At 58.5% G+C, this 14,575-nt stretch carries 15 protein-coding genes; 8 read left to right on the top strand and 7 right to left on the bottom strand.

Annotated elements, in window-relative coordinates:
* Positions 1-10 precede the first annotated feature (10 nt).
* Entirely contained in the window at positions 11-193 is a 183-nt protein-coding gene (locus tag HBO41_RS04910; protein WP_017137045.1) for a PA3496 family putative envelope integrity protein, read from the top strand.
* Positions 194-278: 85 nt separating this feature from the next.
* Here HBO41_RS04910 and HBO41_RS04905 read toward each other — a convergent pair whose 3' ends face one another.
* The 3 genes from HBO41_RS04905 to HBO41_RS04895 form a co-directional block, all read right to left on the bottom strand.
* Positions 279-911, bottom strand: coding sequence for a response regulator transcription factor (locus HBO41_RS04905; RefSeq protein ID WP_017137044.1), 633 nt, complete (start codon positions 909-911; stop codon positions 279-281).
* A 635-nt stretch (positions 912-1,546) separates the two neighbouring features.
* Complete coding sequence (locus tag HBO41_RS04900) at positions 1,547-2,764, bottom strand: argininosuccinate synthase (protein WP_003208700.1); 1,218 nt, start codon at positions 2,762-2,764, stop codon at positions 1,547-1,549.
* A gap of 129 nt (positions 2,765-2,893) precedes the next feature.
* Positions 2,894-3,802: an OmpA family protein gene (locus HBO41_RS04895; RefSeq protein WP_099548518.1), complete on the bottom strand. Its 909-nt coding sequence runs from the start codon at positions 3,800-3,802 to the stop codon at positions 2,894-2,896.
* 156 nt (positions 3,803-3,958) lie between these two features.
* Here HBO41_RS04895 and pyrC point away from each other — a divergent pair, with 156 nt between their 5' ends.
* Entirely contained in the window at positions 3,959-5,005 is a 1,047-nt protein-coding gene (gene pyrC, locus HBO41_RS04890) for a dihydroorotase (RefSeq protein WP_017137042.1), read from the top strand.
* A complete protein-coding gene (gene rnt, locus HBO41_RS04885) occupies positions 5,002-5,673 on the top strand; it encodes a ribonuclease T (protein ID WP_017137041.1) in 672 nt (223 codons plus the stop codon). The genes pyrC and rnt overlap by 4 nt, the downstream gene beginning before the upstream one ends.
* A gap of 216 nt (positions 5,674-5,889) precedes the next feature.
* Here the strand turns inward: rnt and HBO41_RS04880 are convergent, their stop codons facing one another.
* The gene (locus tag HBO41_RS04880) at positions 5,890-6,492 is read right to left on the bottom strand and encodes a peroxiredoxin (protein WP_003172097.1); all 603 of its coding nucleotides are present in this window, start codon (positions 6,490-6,492) and stop codon (positions 5,890-5,892) included.
* Positions 6,493-6,735: 243 nt separating this feature from the next.
* On the opposite strand from HBO41_RS04880, the gene HBO41_RS04875 reads away from it, so the two are divergent.
* Positions 6,736-6,954 (top strand): bacterioferritin-associated ferredoxin, encoded by a 219-nt coding sequence (locus tag HBO41_RS04875; RefSeq protein WP_010564137.1) that lies wholly within the window; start codon positions 6,736-6,738, stop codon positions 6,952-6,954.
* A 201-nt stretch (positions 6,955-7,155) separates the two neighbouring features.
* Positions 7,156-7,626: a bacterioferritin gene (gene bfr / locus HBO41_RS04870; RefSeq protein ID WP_017137040.1), complete on the top strand. Its 471-nt coding sequence runs from the start codon at positions 7,156-7,158 to the stop codon at positions 7,624-7,626.
* A 132-nt stretch (positions 7,627-7,758) separates the two neighbouring features.
* Here the strand turns inward: bfr and grxD are convergent, their stop codons facing one another.
* Positions 7,759-8,097 carry a Grx4 family monothiol glutaredoxin gene (grxD, locus tag HBO41_RS04865; protein WP_058421605.1) on the bottom strand — a complete coding sequence of 113 codons (339 nt, stop codon included), beginning with the start codon at positions 8,095-8,097 and terminating at the stop codon, positions 7,759-7,761.
* Positions 8,098-8,181: 84 nt separating this feature from the next.
* A complete protein-coding gene (locus HBO41_RS04860) occupies positions 8,182-10,290 on the bottom strand; it encodes a molybdopterin oxidoreductase family protein (RefSeq protein WP_169985336.1) in 2,109 nt (702 codons plus the stop codon).
* A gap of 422 nt (positions 10,291-10,712) precedes the next feature.
* Here HBO41_RS04860 and argF point away from each other — a divergent pair, with 422 nt between their 5' ends.
* Positions 10,713-11,633 (top strand): ornithine carbamoyltransferase, encoded by a 921-nt coding sequence (gene argF, locus HBO41_RS04855; RefSeq protein ID WP_069786197.1) that lies wholly within the window; start codon positions 10,713-10,715, stop codon positions 11,631-11,633.
* A complete protein-coding gene (locus HBO41_RS04850; protein ID WP_099548516.1) occupies positions 11,630-12,739 on the top strand; it encodes an ABC transporter ATP-binding protein in 1,110 nt (369 codons plus the stop codon). Before argF ends, HBO41_RS04850 begins: the two co-directional genes overlap by 4 nt.
* A 142-nt stretch (positions 12,740-12,881) precedes the next feature.
* Here HBO41_RS04850 and ybaK read toward each other — a convergent pair whose 3' ends face one another.
* Positions 12,882-13,352, bottom strand: a complete 471-nt coding sequence (gene ybaK / locus HBO41_RS04845) for a Cys-tRNA(Pro) deacylase (RefSeq protein WP_017137036.1) — start codon at positions 13,350-13,352, stop codon at positions 12,882-12,884.
* 325 nt (positions 13,353-13,677) lie between these two features.
* Here ybaK and HBO41_RS04840 point away from each other — a divergent pair, with 325 nt between their 5' ends.
* Positions 13,678-14,535 carry an MIP/aquaporin family protein gene (locus HBO41_RS04840; RefSeq protein ID WP_169985840.1) on the top strand — a complete coding sequence of 286 codons (858 nt, stop codon included), beginning with the start codon at positions 13,678-13,680 and terminating at the stop codon, positions 14,533-14,535.
* Positions 14,536-14,575: the final 40 nt, after the last annotated feature.

Genomic DNA, 14,575 nt, shown 5'->3' with positions numbered 1-14,575 from the left:
AGTTAACCTTATGAGCACTGGCAAAGAACAACTGGATGTAGAAGACGATCTCGTTGATGTGGCGGAAGACGAAGGGGACGCCCCTGTGGCAGAGGTGGCCAAGACCAATTTGAGCAAACGCCGCACTATCGACAACCTGTTGGAAGAGCGACGCTTGCAAAAACAACTGGCCGATTACGACTTCGACCTCTGATCGATGCGCTGACGGCCGGAAGCCTCCCTGACGGAGGCTTTTTTTTTGCCGGGTTTTCGGGTTTTGGTGCAAAACCGCACCGCGTCTACACGAGGCCGTTGCGCTGGGCCAGCTCGATCAGGTCCACAAGGGAGCGTGCATTGAGCTTGAGTAAAAGGCGGGTCTTGTAGGTGCTGACGGTTTTGTTGCTCAGGAACATGCCATCGGCAATTTCCTTGTTGGTTTTGCCTCGGGCCAGTTGCTGCAACACCATCATCTCGCGACCCGACAAGCGTTCAACCATGTCCGCCTCGCTGGCATTGCCCATGGTCGAGCGTACCGAGTTGAGCGCCTGGTTGGGGAAATAGCTGTAGCCGGAAAGTACAGCCTTGATGGCGCTCAGCAGCTCGGTCAGGTCCTGCTGCTTGCATACGTAGCCCGCCGCCCCCGCCTGCATGCAGCGCATGGAGAAATGGCCGGGTGCCTGAGACGTCAGCACCAGCACCTTGACGGGTGTAGCCTGCTTGGTAGACGCCAGCCGACAGATAACTTCCAGGCCATCGAGCTTGGGTATCCCGATATCCAGTATGACAATGTCCGGCATATGTTCCCGTGCAAGTTGCAGCGCATCGACGCCGTTATCAGTCTCGGCAACGACTTCATAACCATGACGTTCCATTAGCATGCGCACAGCAAGTCGAATGACGGGATGATCATCCACGATCAGCACTTTATTCATGAGAAAGTCCAATTTCGCTGTTCGAATTATTTAGAGCAAGCACAATAGCCTAGTCGTTTCCTAGTTGGCATAGCGCTCCCCCCCAAGCAACAGCAAGCAGAGACCCAACCCACAACGATATAGGAATTAACCTACAAAAAAACACAAACTCAGGTGCAGGGAATTTTATGCAACCCTTCAGAACTTTCCGGGGCCATACATATTTCGAGTGAAATATACGCCGCAGAATGGGTACGAGGTAAATGTACCGCACATGACTTTCAGGAAATACCCCTTGCTTATGGCAGCTAGGCCAGTGAGCAGCTGAAAAGAAATCAACTGATTTAGTTCCATTCAACATACCTGTTTACATCCCTATTTCCTACAGAAGTTTCAGCGCCCTACATACTCGCTGTACTTAGGTAGTGAATTTTCCGTAAGACATAGTTCCTGTGCAGGTGTAAAAAATTCATTCAACCGTACAGAAATAAACACGCCATCGCTGAAACGGCCGAATTCAACTTCAACATTCAACAAACCTTAAACAGTCAGACCGCGTTTAAACATCAGCTTGCTTTTAAATGCGCCCGTCTTTATATGCAGGCAAAAAAAATGGCCCCTTGGACTAGGGGCCATTTTTACAACAAGGGTCGCACTCAGAACAGCTTGCGACCCTTGTTGGCGGCGATGCGCATACGCAACGCGTTCAGCTTGATGAAGCCTGCCGCGTCCGCCTGGTTGTAGGCGCCGCCGTCTTCTTCGAAGGTGGCGATGTTGGCGTCGAACAGCGACTCATCAGACTTGCGACCGGTGACGATCACGTTGCCCTTGTACAGCTTCAGGCGCACAACGCCGTTCACGTGGACCTGGGAGGCGTCGATCATCTGTTGCAGCATCAGACGCTCCGGACTCCACCAGTAACCGGTGTAGATCAAGCTGGCGTACTTGGGCATCAGCTCGTCTTTGAGGTGAGCCACTTCACGGTCCAGGGTGATCGACTCAATGGCGCGGTGAGCGCGCAGCATGATGGTGCCGCCTGGGGTTTCGTAGCAACCACGGGACTTCATGCCCACGTAGCGGTTCTCGACGATGTCGAGACGGCCGATACCGTGTTCGCCACCGATACGGTTCAGGGTCGCCAGCACGGTGGCCGGGGTCATTTCGACGCCGTCCAGTGCAACGATGTCGCCGTTGCGGTAGGTCAGTTCCAGGTACTGGGCCTTGTCTGGAGCGTTCTCCGGGGAGACGGTCCATTTCCACATGTCTTCTTCGTGCTCGGTCCAGGTGTCTTCCAGCACGCCGCCTTCATAGGAGATGTGCAGCAAGTTGGCGTCCATCGAGTACGGGGACTTCTTCTTGCCGTGACGCTCGATCGGGATTGCGTGCTTTTCAGCGTAATCCATCAGCTTTTCACGGGACAGCAGGTCCCATTCACGCCAAGGAGCAATCACTTTCACGCCTGGCTTGAGGGCGTAGGCGCCCAGTTCGAAACGCACCTGGTCGTTGCCCTTGCCGGTAGCGCCATGGGAAATGGCGTCGGCGCCGGTTTCGTTGGCGATTTCGATCAGGCGTTTGGCGATCAGCGGGCGTGCGATGGAAGTACCCAGCAGGTATTCGCCTTCGTAGACGGTGTTGGCGCGAAACATCGGGAAGACGAAATCGCGGACGAATTCTTCGCGCAGGTCGTCAATGTAGATCTCTTTCACGCCCATGGCTTGCGCCTTGGCACGTGCAGGTTCGACCTCTTCGCCCTGACCCAGGTCAGCGGTGAAGGTCACCACTTCACAGTTATAAGTATCCTGCAGCCACTTGAGGATCACCGAAGTGTCCAGGCCGCCGGAATACGCGAGAACGACCTTGTTTACGTCGGCCATGCCATCACTCCACGGGGTTGTACGGAAAGCCGTCGATTCTACCGACCAAAACCGTGAATTTACAGAGGCGCGACAGCAAATGAAGATAAAGCGACAGATTATGTCGAGCGGGCGACCGATGGTCGCACCTTATGACGTGTGTGCCGCGCTGCTCGGGCCAGTGGCCTGGGGTGCCGGTTTCTCGGGGGCAGCCACGCGTTCGAGCTGAATATTCACGCGACGATTGCGGGCGCGGTTGGCGGCATTGGTATTGGGCGCCAGTGGGTAACTTTCACCGTGAAAACGCAGGGTGATCTGCGATTCCTGAATGCCATTGGCCTTGAAGTAGTCCATCACCGCCAGGGCACGACGGCGCGAGACGTCACGGTTGGTCAGGCGGTTACCGCTGTTGTCGGAATGACCATTGAGCTCGACGTGATTAACCGTCGGGTCGGCTTTCATGAACGCGAGAATCACGTCCAGCTTCTTCTTGGCAGCGGCGTCCAGCTCGATACCGCCGCCGGGGAAGCCGACTTCAGTCTGTTTGACCTGATCGTAATTCATCGGCAACAGCTTGGTGGTGCACAGTTGATAGTCGTTGAAGGCCTTGTTGAATTTCACCGGCAACAGGCGGACCTCCGAGTAGCCGCCCTCACGCCCGTAATGCCGCACCGTCGGGCTACGCCCCTCCAGCAAACCCGTGAACAAACGCCCGGCCTGGGCCTGGGAGCTGTTGAACAGCACGTCGCCACTGCCAACACGCACGGCGCCCAAGTTGATATCACCACGGCCCGGTTGCCAGGGTGCCGCCGCAGCCAGCAAGGTCGCCGAGCCCGCTCCGAGCGCGCCGCTATAGGCTTTCAGGCGAAATGTCGCCTGCTCGCCGGCCCGGCGCACAAACTCACCCGAACCGAAATCGGTGATCGGCTGGGCCAGGCGGCACTCGAATTGGTCGCCTTCCACCTTCCACTCAATATTCTCCAGACGTGTCTGGAATGTGAGTGCCATCGCAGGCAGGCTGGCGAACACACTGAGCAGGGCTAGATAATGCTGGCGCACGGGAGGCTCCACTGGTTTCTACAACACTTCAAAGCGTCATACGTCGTTAAGGCATACCCAGGGATATCGGACACGTGCGGCAAAACTTGATAGCGAGTGCCTGCAAGAGTCTTTTCCGGTAGCATTCCCACCAGATTGACCCGCCTGGAATCCCCAATGTCCGACCGCCTGACCCTGCTGCGTCCCGACGACTGGCATATTCATCTTCGCGATGGTGCTGCGTTACCCCAAACCGTGGCCGATGTAGCGCGCACGTTTGGCCGCGCGATTATCATGCCTAACCTGGTACCTCCGGTGCGTAATGCCGAGCAAGCCGATGCCTATCGCCAGCGTATCCTCGCTGCGCGCCCGGCCGGCAGCCGCTTCGAACCGTTGATGGTGCTCTACCTCACCGACCGTACCCAGCCTGCCGAAATCCGCGAGGCCAAGGCCAGCGGTTTTGTGTACGCCGCCAAGTTGTACCCGGCGGGCGCGACCACCAACTCCGACTCCGGCGTGACCAGTATCGACAAGATCCTGCCGGCGATCGAAGCCATGGCTGAAGTCGGCATGCCGCTGCTGATCCACGGTGAAGTCACCCGTGGCGATGTGGATGTGTTTGATCGTGAAAAGATCTTCATCGACGAGCATATGCGCCGCGTGGTCGAGCTGTTCCCGACCCTCAAGGTCGTGTTCGAACACATCACCACGGCCGACGCCGTGCAGTTCGTCAACGAGGCTTCGGCCAATGTCGGCGCGACCATCACCGCGCATCACCTGCTTTACAACCGCAACCACATGCTGGTGGGCGGGATTCGGCCGCACTTCTATTGCCTGCCGATCCTCAAGCGCAACACCCACCAGGTAGCCCTGCTGGACGCCGCTACCAGCGGCAGCCCGAAGTTCTTCCTCGGCACCGACTCGGCGCCCCACGCCCAGCACGCCAAAGAAGCTGCGTGCGGCTGTGCCGGTTGCTACACCGCGTATGCCGCCATCGAGCTGTATGCCGAAGCGTTTGAACAGCGCAACGCCCTGGACAAGCTCGAAGCCTTCGCCAGCCTCAACGGCCCGCGCTTCTACGGCCTGCCGGCGAATACCGACCGCATTACCCTGGTTCGTGAAGACTGGACCGCCCCTGCCAGCCTGCCGTTTGGCGAGCTGACTGTTATCCCGCTGCGCGCCGGTGAAACACTGCGCTGGCGCCTGCTGGAGGAAAGCAAGTGAGTGAAGACCATTACGACGACGAACACGAGCACAGTGGTGGCGGCTCCCGCCACCCGATGGCCGAGCGGTTTCGCGGTTATCTGCCGGTTGTCATCGACGTAGAAACCGGTGGTTTCAACTGCGCCACCGACGCATTGCTGGAAATCGCCGCGACCACTATCGGCATGGATGAACAGGGTTTTGTGTTCCCGGAACACACCCACTTCTTCCGTGTGGAGCCGTTTGAAGGCGCGAATATCGAAGCTGCAGCCCTGGAGTTCACCGGCATCAAGCTCGATCACCCACTGCGCATGGCCGTGAGTGAAGAAGCGGCGCTGACCGATATCTTCCGTGGTGTGCGTAAAGCGTTGAAGGCCAATGGCTGCAAACGCGCGATCCTGGTGGGCCATAACAGCAGCTTCGACCTGGGCTTCCTGAATGCTGCCGTGACGCGGTTGGACATGAAGCGCAACCCGTTTCACCCGTTCTCCAGCTTTGACACCGCCACGCTTGCGGGCCTGGCTTACGGCCAGACCGTGCTGGCAAAGGCCTGCCAGGCGGCCGGTATCGACTTTGACGGTCGTGAGGCCCACTCGGCCCGCTACGACACCGAGAAGACTGCCGAGCTGTTCTGCGGCATCGTCAATCGGTGGAAGCAAATGGGCGGCTGGGAAGACTTCAACGACTGAGGCTGACGCCTTTGTGGTTGTGGCGAGGGAGCTTGCTCCCGCTGGGTTGCGCAGCGGCCCCAATAAGACCGCCGCGGTTAACCTGTTAAACTGCGGTGTCAGGTTATGGGGCTGCTTCGCAGCCCAGCGGGAGCAAGCTCCCTCGCCACAGAACCAAATGCAGCGCACAAAAAAACCGGCCTTTTCAGGCCGGTTTTTTTGTGCCGCGAACCTGGCTTACAGCTTGCCAGCGTTCTCGGTCAGGTAAGCCGCAACGCCTTCTGGCGAAGCGTTCATGCCTTTGTCGCCTTTTTTCCAGTTGGCAGGGCAGACTTCGCCGTGCTCTTCGTGGAATTGCAGGGCATCGACCAGACGGATCAGCTCTTCCATGTTACGGCCCAGCGGCAGGTCGTTGATGATCTGCGAGCGTACAACGCCCTTGTCGTCGATCAGGAACGCGCCACGGAACGCCACGCCGCCTTCGGACTCAACGTCGTAGGCCTTGGCAATGTCGTGCTTCATGTCGGCAGCCATGGTGTATTTGACTTTGCCGATGCCGCCATCATTGATGGCGGTGTTGCGCCAGGCGTTGTGGGTGAAATGGGAGTCGATGGAAACGGCTACCACTTCAACATTGCGCGCCTTGAAATCGTCCATGCGGTGGTCCAGAGCGATCAGCTCCGACGGGCACACGAAGGTGAAGTCCAGCGGGTAGAAGAACACCAGGCCGTATTTGCCTTTGATGGCTTCAGACAGTTTGAAGCTGTCTACGATTTCGCCATTGCCGAGGACGGCAGGTACGTCGAAATCCGGGGCTTGTTTGCCGACGAGTACGCTCATTGGGTATCTCCTGATGTAAGGGTGACGATTGAAGTAAAAGGACCAGCCCAAGTCTGGCGCAGTTAAGCGACAGGCCTGTGACGCGGTCACGCTTCGTGAAGACCGACCATCATACACTGAAAAAACCGTTCGTCAGCGCGCCGCAGGTACCTGGCAATACCCTGTGAATCTACTTTGACAATCATTCTCGTTAACATTAAGATCCATCGCACTTAAGCCTTAAACCCGCGATGGTTCTCCCTTATGTATGTCTGCCTCTGCACTGGCGTCACCGACGGACAAATCCGCGAAGCAATCTATGAAGGTTGCTGCAGCTACAAGGAAGTACGTGAAACCACCGGCGTTGCCAGCCAGTGCGGCAAATGTGCTTGCCTCGCCAAGCAAGTGGTACGGGAAACCCTGACGCAGCTGCAAACAGCCCAGGCCGCACTCCCCTACTCAGCAGAATTTACACACGCTTAAATAGGCGTGTTTTGAAGAACCGGACTTAATGTCCGGTTTTTTTATGCCCGTAATTCAATTAGTTAGCGTCAAGACGCGGAACACAAACATTCTTATTCCGATTAATTTTCATTTATTATTCAATAACTTAGGTTTGACACTAGGGATTTCGCCGCTCAAACTCCGCCCTATACACAGCTATTACAGGGCAGGACCCCAGTCATGAAAGGCGACATCTCAGTCATCCAGCAACTCAACAAAATCCTTGCCAATGAACTGGTCGCGATCAATCAGTACTTTCTGCATGCGCGCATGTATGACGATTGGGGCCTGGAAAAGCTCGGCAAGCGTGAATACAAAGAATCGATCAAGGCCATGAAGGACGCAGACGCGCTGATCAAGCGCATCCTGTTCCTGGAAGGGCTGCCGAACGTACAGGACCTGGGCAAGCTGAACATCGGCGAGCACACCCAGGAGATGATCAGCAGCGACCTGAAGTTCGAGCAGAAGAGCCACAGCGACCTCAAGGCCGCCATCGCTCACTGCGAAACCAAAGGCGACTTCGGCAGCCGTGAGCTGCTGGAAGATATCCTGGAAGATCAGGAAGAACATATCGACTGGCTGGAAACCCAGCTGGGCTTGATCGTTAAAGTCAGCCTGGAAAACTACCTGCAATCGCAGATGGGTGAATAAGCGCTGAAGATCGTTCCCACTTGAGCATGGTGACGCAGAGCGTCACAGGATGCATTCCCACGCGGAGCGTGGGAACGATCACAAAAAAGCCCCGCTCTCTTTCGAGAAGCGGGGCTTTTTATTGCATTCGGGTCAAGCGTCAGTCTTGGCCGCCGCGTTTACCGCTGCTTCTTTGATCAGCGCTTGCAGCGAACCGTCAGCAGCCATCTCAGTGATGATATCGCTACCGCCGACCAGCTCACCGGCTACCCACAGTTGTGGGAAAGTTGGCCAGTTGGCGTACTTCGGCAGGTTGGCACGGATTTCCGGGTTTTGCAGGATATCCACGTAAGCGAATTTCTCGCCGCACGCCATGATGGCCTGGGAAGCCTTCGCGGAGAAACCGCACTGAGGAGCGTTCGGGGCGCCCTTCATATAAAGCAGAATGGTGTTATTGGCAATCTGCTCTTTGATCGTTTCGATGATATCCATGGAACACCTCGGCTGGAACTTTGCGACTCACAGGTCGGCACGGTGGCGCATTGTAACGCAAAATTCCAGCGCGGTGCTCGGGCCTTATGCGGCGGCCACCTGTACCGGCACGCCATTAAGCGCGGCGTTTCCAGACAATTCATCCAATTGCCGCTCGTCGGTCAGGTCATTGGCACTGGCCCCAGGCTGCCCACTGGCGATGGTCATGCGCACGCCTGGACGACCGTGGCCCCAGCCGTGTGGCAGGCTGACCACGCCAGGCATCATGTCCAGGCTGGCCACCACTTCCACTTCGATCTCGCCAACGCGTGAGCTGACGCGCACCCACTGCCCATCACTCAATTGTCGGCTGGCAAGGTCGTCGGGATGCATATGCAGTTGATGGCGCGGCTTGCCCTTCACCAGGCGGTGATAGTTATGCATCCAGGAATTGTTGCTGCGTACATGCCGACGGCCGATCAGTAACAGCTCATTGACCATTGGCACCGGCTGGGCCGCAAAGCGCGCCAGGTCTGCCAGGACCACCGCAGGCGCTGCCTGCACGTGGCCGTCGGCGGTTTTCAAGCGTGCGGCCAAGTTGGGGTTGAGCGCCCCCAGATCCACGCCATGGGGATGATCAGCGAGCGTGGCCACCGACAGTTTGTGCTCGGACGCATCGCCATAGACCCCGGCACGCAAGCCAAAGTCGATCATCTGTGCCGGCGCCATGGTCGGCTTGAGCACCGCGCCGGTGTGCGCAGCGAAGGCCTTGGCCAAGCCGACAAAGATCTCCCAATCATGCAACGCGCCGGCAGGCTTGGGCAGGATCGCGCGATTGAAGCGGGTGACGTTACGCACTGCGAACATATTGAACGTGGTGTCGTAGTGATCGTTTTCCAACGCTGAGGTGGACGGCAAGATCAGGTCGGCATAGCGCGTGGTTTCGTTGATATACAGGTCGACGCTGACCATGAACTCCAAACCGTCCAGGGCCTTCTCCAGTTGGCGACCGTTAGGCGTGGACAGCACCGGGTTTCCGGCCACCGTCACCAGGGCGCGGATCTGCCCTTCGCCTTCAGTGAGCATTTCTTCGGCCAGGGCCGATACGGGTAACTCGCCACCGTACTCCGGCCGCCCGGACACCCGGCTTTGCCAGCGATTGAAGTGCCCGCCGCCAGTGGAGGCCACCAGATCCACCGCCGGCGTGGTGCACAAGGCGCCGCCGACACGGTCGAGGTTGCCCGTGACCAGATTGATCAACTGCACCAGCCAATGGCACAGCGTGCCGAAGGCCTGGGTCGATACGCCCATGCGCCCGTAGCACACGGCCTTGTCCGCCGCCGCAAAGTCCCGCGCCAACTGGCGGATCTGCTCGGCCGGCACCGCACACTGGCGGCTCATGGCTTCGGCGGTAAACCCGGCGATCGCCTGGCGCACATCCTCCAGGCCAGCAATCGGCAAATGGCTGTCGCGAGTCAGGTTTTCGCTGAGCAAGGTGTTGAGCAGCCCGAACAGCAGCGCCGCGTCGCCACCGGGCCGCACGAACACATGCTGATCGGCAATCGCCGCCGTCTCGCTGCGCCGGGGGTCAACCACCACCACTTTACCGCCGCGGGCCTGGATGGCCTTGAGGCGTTTCTCCACATCGGGCACGGTCATGATGCTGCCGTTGGACGCCAGTGGGTTGCCGCCCAGGATCAGCATGAAATCGGTGTGGTCGATATCCGGAATCGGCAGCAACAAGCCATGGCCGTACATCAGGTGACTGGTGAGGTGATGGGGCAACTGGTCCACCGAGGTGGCGGAAAACCGATTGCGCGTCTTCAGCAGGCCAAGGAAGTAGTTGCTGTGGGTCATCAACCCGTAGTTATGCACGCTGGGGTTGCCCTGATACACCGCCACCGCGTTCTGCCCGTGCCGGGCCTGGATGCCTGCGAGGCGTTCGGCTACCAGTGCAAAGGCCTCGTCCCACGGGATCGGCTGCCAGTCGCTGCCCACTCGCAGCATGGGCTGGTGCAGGCGGTCGGGGTCGTTCTGAATATCCTGCAGCGCCACGGCTTTTGGGCAAATATGTCCGCGGCTGAACGCGTCCAGCGGGTCGCCCTTGATAGAGGTGATCGCCAGGCTGCCGTCGTCCGCCTGGGTGGTTTCCAGGGTCAGGCCGCAGATGGCTTCACACAGATGGCAGGCACGGTGGTGGAGAGTCTTGGTCATGGCCAGTCTCTTTATTGGGCTTTGGCCCAACTATGGCCCGACACCTGAACGCGCACCAGCAACGTTCGTTCTGTGAATCGAGGGGCATCAGGCCAGGCCATGGGCAAGTGTTTCAAATCTTTGCATAGGCGCTCCGAAACCGACACAACCCGCTCCAGGCCCGCCCCACACATTGCAAAAGGTCTTGGCGCCAGTGTACAAATGGGGCGCTGCTGTCAGGAATCAGTCTTCAAAAGCGCTCCGGCGCCCCTCTTGAACACCCTTAAAAACTGTAGCCCTATTGGTAAGACGCGACATTTAATTATAAGATCGCGCCTTCCCCTATTTCGTCGCCCCGTGCGGCTTTCGCCGCAGGTCTCGCCCGTTGTCACAATAAACAAGGCTTTGAGTATCTGCGGTCTGTTGCAAAAAGGTAGTTAATGATGAGCGCAAGGCACTTTCTCTCCCTGATGGATTGCACGCCCGAAGAGCTGGTCAGCGTGATCCGTCGAGGCATTGAGCTTAAAGACCTGCGTAACCGCGGCGTACTTTTCGAGCCTTTGAAAAACCGTGTGCTCGGGATGATTTTCGAGAAGTCGTCGACCCGCACCCGCGTGTCGTTCGAAGCCGGCATGATCCAGCTGGGTGGCCAAGCCATCTTCCTGTCCTCGCGTGACACCCAACTGGGCCGCGGCGAACCGATCGCCGACGCTGCCCGCGTGATGTCGCGCATGCTCGATGCGGTGATGATCCGCACCTTTGCCCACAGCACCGTGACCGAATTTTCCGCCAACTCGCGCGTACCGGTGATCAACGGCCTGTCCGATGACCTGCACCCGTGCCAGTTGCTGGCCGACATGCAAACCTTCCTTGAACACCGTGGTTCGATCCAGGGCAAGACCGTGGCCTGGATCGGCGACGGCAACAACATGTGCAACAGCTATATAGAAGCGGCGATCCAGTTCGACTTCCAACTGCGTGTGGCCTGCCCCGAAGGCTACGAGCCGGATGCACGTTTCCTGGCCCAGGCGGGCGATCGCGTGACCGTGGTGCGCGACCCGCGTGACGCGGTCATCGGCGCGCACCTGGTGAGCACCGACGTGTGGACCTCCATGGGCCAGGAAGAAGAAACCGCCAAGCGCCTGGCGCTGTTCGCGCCGTTCCAGGTGACCCGTGCCTTGCTCGACCTGGCCGCGCCAGACGTGCTGTTCATGCACTGCCTGCCCGCGCACCGGGGCGAAGAAATCAGCCTCGACCTGCTCGACGATGAGCGTTCGGTGGCGTGGGACCAGGCTGAGAACCGCCTGCATGCGCAAAAGGCGCTGCTCGAATTCCTCGTCCCGCCGTCGTACCACCACGCATGAGCCAGCCATTACTGCTGAACCTGCGCAATCTGGCATGCGGCTATCAAGATCAACGCGTGGTGCAGCACCTCAACCTGCACCTCAACGCCGGTGACATCGGCTGCCTGCTGGGCTCCTCGGGTTGCGGAAAAACCACAACTTTGCGCGCGATCGCCGGGTTTGAGCCGGTGCATGAAGGTGAGATCAGCCTGGCCGGTGAAGTAATCTCCAGTGCCGGGTTCACCCTGGCGCCGGAGAAACGTCGCATTGGCATGGTGTTTCAGGACTACGCGCTGTTTCCGCATTTGAGCGTGGCCGACAACATCGCCTTTGGCATTCGCAAGCACCCGCAAAAAGACCGCGTGGTTGGCGAACTGCTGGAACTGGTCAACCTGAAAAACCTCGGCAAGCGTTTCCCCCACGAACTTTCCGGCGGCCAGCAACAACGCGTCGCCCTCGCCCGCGCCTTGGCGCCGGAACCGCAACTGTTGCTGCTCGATGAACCTTTCTCCAACCTCGACGGTGAACTGCGGCGCAAGCTCAGCCATGAAGTACGTGACATTCTCAAGGCGCGCGGCACCAGCGCGATTCTGGTCACCCATGATCAGGAAGAAGCCTTCGCCGTGAGTGATCACGTGGGCGTATTCAAAGAGGGCCGTCTTGAGCAGTGGGACACGCCCTACAACCTCTACCACGAACCGCAAACCCCTTATGTCGCCAGCTTTATCGGCCAGGGGTACTTCATTCGCGGGCAATTGAGTTCGCCGGAATCGGTCAGCACCGAACTGGGTGACTTGCGTGGCAACCGTGCCTACACCTGGCCAACGGGTGGCGCGGTGGATGTGTTGCTACGTCCGGATGACATCGTTTACGCACCCGACAGCGCGTTAAAAGCGCGGATTGTCGGCAAGACTTTCCTCGGCGCTTCGACCTTGTACCGCTTGCAACTGCCGACCGGTGCACAGCTGGAGTCGATTTTCCCCAGCCATGCAGACCATCAGGTGGGTGCGCAGGTGGGGATTCGGGTGGCGGCGGAGCATCTGGTGTTGTTTCAGGCATCGGGCAGCACGGCGGCGCAGATTCCTCAAGTTGAATCCGGCGTGCGACGTTACAGCGCCGCCCACTGAACAACTGACTAAACCGGGTAAAAAATGTGGGAGCTGGCTTGCCTGCGATGCAGACACCTCGGTCTGTCAGTTGAACCGAGGTGATGCAATCGCAGGCAAGCCAGCTCCCACATTGGGTTTTTAGTGGATTCAGAATTGAGTTTCAGCCCCGCCCAATCGGCGCAAATTTGGCCTGGGTATGCTCGGCCAGCACCGCTGCGGCCAGTTCCACTTCTAACCCCCTCCTGCCTGCGCTCACATGAATCGTCGCAAACTGTTGCGCGGTCTCATCAATAAATGTGCGCAAACGCTTCTTCTGCCCCAACGGGCTGATGCCGCCCAACAGGTAACCGGTAGAGCGCTGCGCCGCTACCGGATCGGCCATCTCGGCTTTTTTAACGCCGGCCGCATGGGCCAGCGCCTTCAGGTCCAGACTTCCGACGACCGGCACCACCGCCACCAGCAATTCACCTTTCTCACTGCTGGCCAGCAAGGTCTTGAACACCTGCGCCGGGTCGAGCCCCAATTTTTCCGCGGCCTCCAGGCCATAAGACGCGGCCTTGGGGTCGTGCTCGTAACTGTGGATGCGATGTTCGGCGCGAACTTTTTTCAACAGGTCCAGTGCGGGTGTCATGACTACTCCGGGCGCGGCAGAAAGATCGCCAATTCTAGGCCAAGCCCGCGCAAAACGCTCTAGTGCGCCCCTCCCGCCATGCGCGCTTGCAGCCTCACCCGTGATCATTCACCAGACCAATAGTTCGAAAATGACCAATGGTTCACTTTCGACCTTTGACAGCGGTCATTCTTGTCTATATTTTTTCGTTTCCGAATACTGTAGGAATAGTGCTCCAGTGTTCCAGCGGGAAGCTGCAGTCAGGATGGGGATCCTGATTACGGTGAAAATCGCGCAACGGCCCGTTGAGGCTGTGCGCCAACAAGAACAACAATCGAGGTTTGCCATGACTACTGCTCTTCAACAGCCTTCACTTTCGAGCCAATGCATGGCCGAATTCCTGGGGACTGCGCTTCTGATCTTCTTCGGTACAGGATGTGTCGCTGCGCTCAAGGTCGCGGGTGCCAGCTTCGGGCTGTGGGAAATCAGTATTATCTGGGGGGTCGGCGTGAGCATGGCGATCTACCTGAGCGCCGGTATTTCCGGGGCGCACCTCAACCCGGCGGTAAGTATCGCGCTGTGCATTTTTGCCGATTTCGAAAAACGCAAACTGCCCTTCTATATCCTCGCGCAAATCGCTGGCGCCTTCTGCTCGGCGGCGTTGGTTTACACGCTGTACAGCAACCTCTTTTTCGATTACGAACAAACTCACCATATGATTCGCGGCTCTCAGGCCAGCCTGGAATTGGCGTCGGTGTTCTCCACCTACCCGCACGCGCTGCTGAGCACGGCCCAGGCATTCCTGGTGGAAATGGTCATCACCGCCATCCTGATGGGCGTGATCATGGCCCTGACCGACGATAACAATGGCCTGCCCCGCGGCCCGTTGGCCCCGCTGTTAATCGGCCTGCTGATTGCAGTTATCGGCAGTGCCATGGGCCCGCTGACCGGCTTTGCGATGAACCCGGCGCGTGATTTCGGCCCCAAGCTGATGACCTTTTTCGCCGGCTGGGGTGAAATGGCCTTTACTGGCGGCCGCGATATTCCTTACTTCCTGGTACCGATTTTCGCGCCGATTGTCGGCGCCTGCCTCGGCGCAGCGGCTTATCGCGGGCTGATTGCCCGCCACTTGCCGAGCGCCGCACCTGCTATAGCTGAAGAAACACCTGACACGGCTGTCAACGGCAAGACTCGTATTTCCTGAAAGCGCCGGCCTGGTCCCCTGCCCTTCGCGGACCAGGCTG

It is taken from the genome of Pseudomonas sp. WS 5146 (assembly GCF_012985495.1).
GTDB classification, from domain to species: Bacteria; Pseudomonadota; Gammaproteobacteria; order Pseudomonadales; family Pseudomonadaceae; genus Aquipseudomonas; species Aquipseudomonas edaphica.
Note: the sequence above shows the minus strand (reverse complement) of the source record. Positions and strands in the feature narration are given on the sequence as shown.

Excerpts from the sequence above, each read along its gene's own strand:
- HBO41_RS04850 (WP_099548516.1), top strand. The coding sequence starts at position 11,630 with ATGAGCCAGCCATTACTGCTGAACCTGCGCAATCTGGCATGCGGCTAT.
- HBO41_RS04880 (WP_003172097.1), bottom strand. The coding sequence starts at position 6,492 with ATGAGCGTACTCGTCGGCAAACAAGCCCCGGATTTCGACGTACCTGCC.
- grxD (WP_058421605.1), bottom strand. The coding sequence starts at position 8,097 with ATGGATATCATCGAAACGATCAAAGAGCAGATTGCCAATAACACCATT.
- HBO41_RS04840 (WP_169985840.1), top strand. The coding sequence starts at position 13,678 with ATGACTACTGCTCTTCAACAGCCTTCACTTTCGAGCCAATGCATGGCC.
- HBO41_RS04860 (WP_169985336.1), bottom strand. The coding sequence starts at position 10,290 with ATGACCAAGACTCTCCACCACCGTGCCTGCCATCTGTGTGAAGCCATC.
- HBO41_RS04900 (WP_003208700.1), bottom strand. The coding sequence starts at position 2,764 with ATGGCCGACGTAAACAAGGTCGTTCTCGCGTATTCCGGCGGCCTGGAC.
- ybaK (WP_017137036.1), bottom strand. The coding sequence starts at position 13,352 with ATGACACCCGCACTGGACCTGTTGAAAAAAGTTCGCGCCGAACATCGC.
- argF (WP_069786197.1), top strand. The coding sequence starts at position 10,713 with ATGAGCGCAAGGCACTTTCTCTCCCTGATGGATTGCACGCCCGAAGAG.
- HBO41_RS04875 (WP_010564137.1), top strand. The coding sequence starts at position 6,736 with ATGTATGTCTGCCTCTGCACTGGCGTCACCGACGGACAAATCCGCGAA.
- pyrC (WP_017137042.1), top strand. The coding sequence starts at position 3,959 with ATGTCCGACCGCCTGACCCTGCTGCGTCCCGACGACTGGCATATTCAT.
- HBO41_RS04910 (WP_017137045.1), top strand. The coding sequence starts at position 11 with ATGAGCACTGGCAAAGAACAACTGGATGTAGAAGACGATCTCGTTGAT.
- bfr (WP_017137040.1), top strand. The coding sequence starts at position 7,156 with ATGAAAGGCGACATCTCAGTCATCCAGCAACTCAACAAAATCCTTGCC.
- HBO41_RS04905 (WP_017137044.1), bottom strand. The coding sequence starts at position 911 with ATGAATAAAGTGCTGATCGTGGATGATCATCCCGTCATTCGACTTGCT.